The sequence below is a fragment of the Ramlibacter sp. genome, from assembly GCF_028292805.1.
Taxonomy (GTDB): Bacteria; Pseudomonadota; Gammaproteobacteria; order Burkholderiales; family Burkholderiaceae_C; genus Ramlibacter.
The window spans coordinates 1-4,922 of record NZ_JAQGLS010000100.1 but is presented as its reverse complement, the minus strand read 5'-3'; the positions used below and the strand labels follow the sequence as shown (position 1 = coordinate 4,922).

The following is a 4,922-nucleotide window of genomic DNA, read 5'->3' as shown; positions in this document are numbered from 1 at the left end:
CAACTGGGCGTGGTCGCGCGCGAGGTGACCCTGCTGCCCCGCCACTGGGACTGGCTCGCCGCGCAACCTGGCGGTGCCTCCGTGACGCTGCGCCGGCTGGTGGACGAGGCGCGCCGCGGCGCCGGCGGCGCGGATGCGATGCGGGCCGCACGGGAGCGCGCGTACCGCTTCCTGAATGCCGTCGCGGGCAACCTGCCGGGGTTCGAGGAGGCCTTGCGCGCCTTGTTCGCGGGCGACGCGGCGCGGTTCGCCGAATTCGCGGCCGCCTGGCCGCAGGACGTGCGTGAGCACGCGCAGGCCATGGCGGCGGGCGCGTTCAGCGAAGACGGCAAGACGCGGTGAACAAGGCAAAGCTTTCGGGGAGGACAGCGGATGGAGCGCTGCCGCTGTGGCGCACCTTCCTGCTGTTGCTGGGCCCGATGATCCTGGCCAACCTGCTGCAGTCGCTCGCGGGCACGCTGACCAACGTGTTCGTCGGCCAGATGCTGGGCACGCAGGCACTGGCCGCGGTGTCAGGCCTGTTTCCCATCCTGTCTTCTTCATCTCGCTGGTGATCGGGATCGGCGCCGGGGCGCCGGGGCGTCGGTGCTGATCGGGCAGGCCTGGCGCGCGGGCCGGCCGCACAAGGTGAAGGCGATCTGAAGGCGATCGCGGGCACCGCGCTCGCGCTGGGCCTCGGGCTCGGGCTGCTGGTGGCGTTGTTCGGCGGCGGCTTCACCGAAGCCTTGCTGCGGGCGCTGGGCACGCCGCCCGACGTGCTGCCCATCGCCGTCGGCTATGCCCGGATGATGATGCTCGCGCTGCCGGGGCTGCTGGTCTTCATCCTGCTGACCCTGCTGACCCAGCTGACCCAGCTGATGCGCGGCGTGGGCGACACCGTGACGCCGCTGCTGGCCCTATCTCCACGGCTGTGTCTTGCGCGCTCACGGCCGCCTTCATCCGCGGCTGGTTCGGCTTGCCGCAGCTGGGCGTCACCAGCGCGGCGGTGGCGACGATCGCCTCGTTCAGCGTGGCGCTGGCTTTCCTGGCGTGGCACATGCGGCGCCACCAGCATCCGCTGGCGCCCGACCGCGAACTGCTGGCGGCGCTGGGCATCGATCCGGCGCTGCTCAGGCTGGTGGTCAAGCTCGGGCTGCCGACCGGCGTGCAGACGGTCAACTACGTGCAGTTCCCGGCGCTGTCGATCGCGATCACGGCGTCGATTCTCGGGGCTCAGGCCATCGGCGCGGACAACCCGGGCAAGCTGCGGGCGATCACGCGCACCGGCCTGAAGATGAACCTGGTGATCACGGGCACGCTGGTCCTGCTCGGGTACCTGTTCTCGGGCCACCCGATCGCGCTGTTCATCACCAGCGCGCCGGTGATCGCGCTGGCGCAGACGCTGCTGCACATCATGCTGTGGAGCCGCCTGGTGTTTGGCTTCGTGTCGGTGCTGGGCGGCGTGATGGGTGCCAGCGGCACGGTGCCGGTGCCGGCCGCGATCTCGGTGTTCTGCATCGTGGCCATCGAGGTGCCGTCCGCCTGGGTGCTGAGCAGCGCCGTCGGCCTGAACGGCGTTGGATGGCGTACCCCATCACGTTCGTCGCCATGCTGGCGATGCAGGCGACGTACTACCAGCTGGTCTGGCGCCGCAAGACGATCGCGCGGATGGTCTGAACGGGCCCGGGCTTGCCGCGTCCAGGCGCTACGATCCAGTCAAGGATGACGCCACCAGCAGCGGCCTGATCGGCCTGGGCGCCAAGGGCGCGGCATGGCCGGCTCGTTGCGCCGGGCCGCTGCAATGTGCCTGTGTGCGACGTCCGGCCAGAAGCGGCTGCCGCCTTCGCTGCTGGCGGTGGCGGCGCCTGCCTGGCCCCCGCCGACGTGGCCCAGCACTGCGACGTCGGGGTCAGCGTGGTGGTCAACGCGGCCCAGACCGGGCAGGTCGTGTTCGGCGAGCGCGGCGCTGCGGCCGGGCGCGCGGTTCGTGATGTGTTCGACCGTTGCGCCGCAGTGGTCGGCGGCCCTGGAGCAGCGGCTGGCCGAGCGCGGGCTGCTGTACCTGGCCGCGCCGATCTCCGGCGGCGCGGCCAAGGCGGCCAGCGGCGATATGACCATGATGACGGCCGGCGTGCCCGCCGCCTATGCCAGGCGGGCCGCGCTGGACCCGATGGCGGCCAAAGGTCTACCGGCTCGGTGGCCGCGCCGGCAATGGCAGCAAGGTCGAGATCATCAACCAGCTGCTGGCGGGCGTGCATATTGCCGCCGCGGCCGAAGCGATGGCGTTCGGGCTGCGCGATGGCGTGGATGCGGCGGCGCTGTACGAGGTGATCACCAACAGCGCGGGCAACACTGGATGTTCGAGAACCGGATGGCCCATGCCGGCCGGCGACTACACGCCGCTGTCGGCGGTGGACATCTTCGTCCAAGACCTCGGCCTGGTGCTCGCCACCGGGCGCGCCAGCAAGTTTCCGCTGCCCTTGTCGGCCACCGCGCACCAGATGTTCATGCAGGCCAGCACTTGCCGGCCACGCCGCGGAAGGCGACAGCGCGGTGATCACGATCTTCCCCGGCATCACGCTGCCGGCAAAGCAGGGCTGACGCCGAACGCTTCACCCGGACGACGGGATCGGTCGCTCAGTCCGGCGAAAAGCGCGCCGTGAACTTGACTGCGTCCGCTTCCAGCTCGAAGGTGACCAGCTGGCCGTTCTTGCCGTCGGCCAGGCGCCGGGCCGAGAACAGGCTCCAGCGGCCCTTGGGCCCGTAGCTGGGCGGATCGACGAGGGCGTAGGGGTAGGGCAGGAACACCTCGTGCGCGAACAGCTCGCGGTGCGGGTTGCGCGGCGACGGGTAAAGCTGGTAGACAGTGGTGGTGATGAGCGGTTCGGGCATGGCTGGAATGTACGGCGTCAGGCCTGCTCCCGCAGCACGGCCAGGGCCGCGCGCGCGTCGCCGACCACGATGCGGCAAGGCACGCCCAGCATCAGGTTCAGCGGCAGCCCGAATTCTTCCAGCTGCCAGCCGTGCGCGTCGACCAGGCCGGTGCCGACCGCCTGCGGAAAACGCTGCCGGATCCGTTGCGCGAAGCTGCCGCCGTGCGCGATGTAGCCGACCACGGGCTTGCCGCGCGCCACCGCGTAGCCGACCTCGAAGCAGGTGCCGCTGTCCGGTTCCGGCCCGCGAAAGAAGTCCAGGTTGGCCAGAACAGCGTCGCAGGTCTCCAGGCGCGCGATGTTGGCCTGGTAGATGCGCTGCGCCACTGCTGGCGGGCTGGGCAGGTCGGCCGGCAGCGATTCCTCCAGCGGGAACACGCCGGTGAAACCGTGGTCGGCGCACAGGGCCACCAGGCGTCGGCCATGCGCCGCGGCGTCTGGCCGGAACACGTCCGGGCCGGCGAGATAGATGCGCTGGATGCTCATGGCCCGATTGTCGCGCCCCGGCCCGGGCGACAATCGGCCGTGCCCGATCCGCAGCCCGCTCCCTACTGGCTCTACCTCCTGGAATGCGAGGACGGCGTGTACTACGCAGGGATCGCGCTCGACGTGGAGCGGCGCTTCTTCCAGCACGTGTTCGGGCTGGGCGCGAAGTTCACGCGGGCGCGGCCGCCGCTGCGGGTGCTGGCGGCGCGCGAGTACGCCAGCAAGGGCGACGCCTTGCGGGCGGAGCTGCGGCTGAAGGCCTTGCCGCGCTCGGCGAAGCTGGCGTTCTTCGCGCCGGCGCGCGCTTAGGGCAAGGGGCCGCGCTGCCGGGATGCCGGGTGCGGCGACAATCCCCGGATGGCTCAAGGCAAGCGGATCTCCGCGGACATCCACGGCGGCGCCCTTCAGGCGATCAAGGACATGGGGGCCGCAGCGAAGCTGGCGCGCACCGGCGCCGGCGACGGCCAGGCCGTCGCTGCCACCCGGCTGGGCGTGCACGTGCAGACCATAGCCCGGATCGAAGCGGGCGAGCCGGGCGTGGCCATCGGCCACGTGCTGGGCATGCTGGCCCTCTACGGCATCGCCGCCAGGCTGGAGGAGCCGGCCGCATGAAACCGATCGCCGTCATCGACTTCGAAACCACCGGGCTGTCGCCGACCATGGGCGACCGGGCCACCGAGATCGCCATCGTGCTGCTGGAGGGAACCAAGGTGGTCGGGCGCTTCCAGTCGCTGATGAACGCGGGGGTGCGCATCTCCTCGTTCATCGAAGACTACACCGGCATCAGCAACGCGATGGTGCAGGCGGCGCCGCCGGCCGCCGAGGTGATGGCGCAGGCCGCGCGCTTCGTCGGCGACGCGCCCATGGTGGCGCACAACGCTTGCTTCGACCAGCGCTTCTGGGCCGCGGAGCTGGGCCGGCTGGGCGGCGCCGTCCGCGTGGACCATCCGTTCGCCTGCACCATGCTGCTGTCGCGCCGGCTTTATCCGCAGGCCGGCAACTACCGGCTGGGGACTCTCGCATCCTTTCACGCGCTGCCCTCGGCGGGCCGCGCCCACCGGGCGATGGCCGACGCCGAAGTGGCAGCATCGTTGTTGGGGCAGATCCAGGGCGACATCCAGCGTGACTACGAGGTGGAGCACGCGCCGCACGACCTGCTGATGAAGGTGCAGCGCTGCCAGCGCAAGGCCGTGCCCAAGACCATCGCCGGATATTTCGAGGGGCTGCGGGAGCGGTGAGCGGGGCGGCCGGCGCCTGCGCCGGCTTGTAGGCCCACGCCGCGTCACGTCGCCCACGCCACCGCGCGCCGTCGCAAGGCGCTACCGTGTGGGGTTGCGATCCGTCCGCATGCGGCGGCCGGACGTACGCCATCCACAAGGGAGAACGACCATGGGCTTTTTCAGCAAGATCCTCGACAAGCTGGGTTTCGACGCCGGCGCCGGCAAGGTGGAGGAGATGCTGCGCACGCCGGCGGCCCCGCCGGCCCCGACCGCCCTGGCCGCCCCGGCCGCCCAGGGCGCACCA

General features: G+C 71.2%; 7 protein-coding genes and 2 pseudogenes. 7 read left to right on the top strand and 2 right to left on the bottom strand.

What is annotated here, in order from left to right:
* The 4 genes and pseudogenes from JWP65_RS05550 to JWP65_RS05535 all read left to right on the top strand — a co-directional run.
* Positions 1-342: DUF2239 family protein (locus JWP65_RS05550; RefSeq protein ID WP_299761163.1), on the top strand; the 342-nt coding region annotated here is incomplete at its 5' end.
* Positions 343-419: 77 nt separating this feature from the next.
* Positions 420-833 (top strand): annotated as a pseudogene (locus JWP65_RS05545) (MATE family efflux transporter); the annotation flags it as partial.
* Between the two features lie 77 nt (positions 834-910).
* A complete protein-coding gene (locus tag JWP65_RS05540; RefSeq protein ID WP_299761160.1) occupies positions 911-1,705 on the top strand; it encodes an MATE family efflux transporter in 795 nt (264 codons plus the stop codon).
* A 45-nt stretch (positions 1,706-1,750) separates the two neighbouring features.
* Positions 1,751-2,580: pseudogene (locus JWP65_RS05535) on the top strand (NAD(P)-dependent oxidoreductase).
* A gap of 36 nt (positions 2,581-2,616) precedes the next feature.
* On the opposite strand, the gene JWP65_RS05530 reads toward JWP65_RS05535, so the two are convergent.
* Together JWP65_RS05530 and JWP65_RS05525 are read right to left on the bottom strand one after the other, a co-directional pair.
* Positions 2,617-2,871 (bottom strand): hypothetical protein, encoded by a 255-nt coding sequence (locus JWP65_RS05530; protein WP_299761156.1) that lies wholly within the window; start codon positions 2,869-2,871, stop codon positions 2,617-2,619.
* A 17-nt stretch (positions 2,872-2,888) separates the two neighbouring features.
* Positions 2,889-3,398, bottom strand: a complete 510-nt coding sequence (locus JWP65_RS05525; RefSeq protein WP_299761153.1) for a nucleoside 2-deoxyribosyltransferase — start codon at positions 3,396-3,398, stop codon at positions 2,889-2,891.
* A gap of 39 nt (positions 3,399-3,437) precedes the next feature.
* Here JWP65_RS05525 and JWP65_RS05520 point away from each other — a divergent pair, with 39 nt between their 5' ends.
* The 3 genes from JWP65_RS05520 to JWP65_RS05510 are packed head-to-tail and all read left to right on the top strand — an operon-like array spanning position 3,438 to position 4,636.
* On the top strand, positions 3,438-3,707 hold the full coding sequence (locus tag JWP65_RS05520) for a GIY-YIG nuclease family protein (protein WP_299761150.1): 270 nt from the start codon (positions 3,438-3,440) through the stop codon (positions 3,705-3,707).
* Positions 3,708-3,755: 48 nt separating this feature from the next.
* On the top strand, positions 3,756-4,010 hold the full coding sequence (locus tag JWP65_RS05515; RefSeq protein ID WP_299761147.1) for a helix-turn-helix domain-containing protein: 255 nt from the start codon (positions 3,756-3,758) through the stop codon (positions 4,008-4,010).
* Positions 4,007-4,636: a PolC-type DNA polymerase III gene (locus JWP65_RS05510; RefSeq protein WP_299761143.1), complete on the top strand. Its 630-nt coding sequence runs from the start codon at positions 4,007-4,009 to the stop codon at positions 4,634-4,636. Before JWP65_RS05515 ends, JWP65_RS05510 begins: the two co-directional genes overlap by 4 nt.
* Positions 4,637-4,922 lie beyond the last annotated feature (286 nt).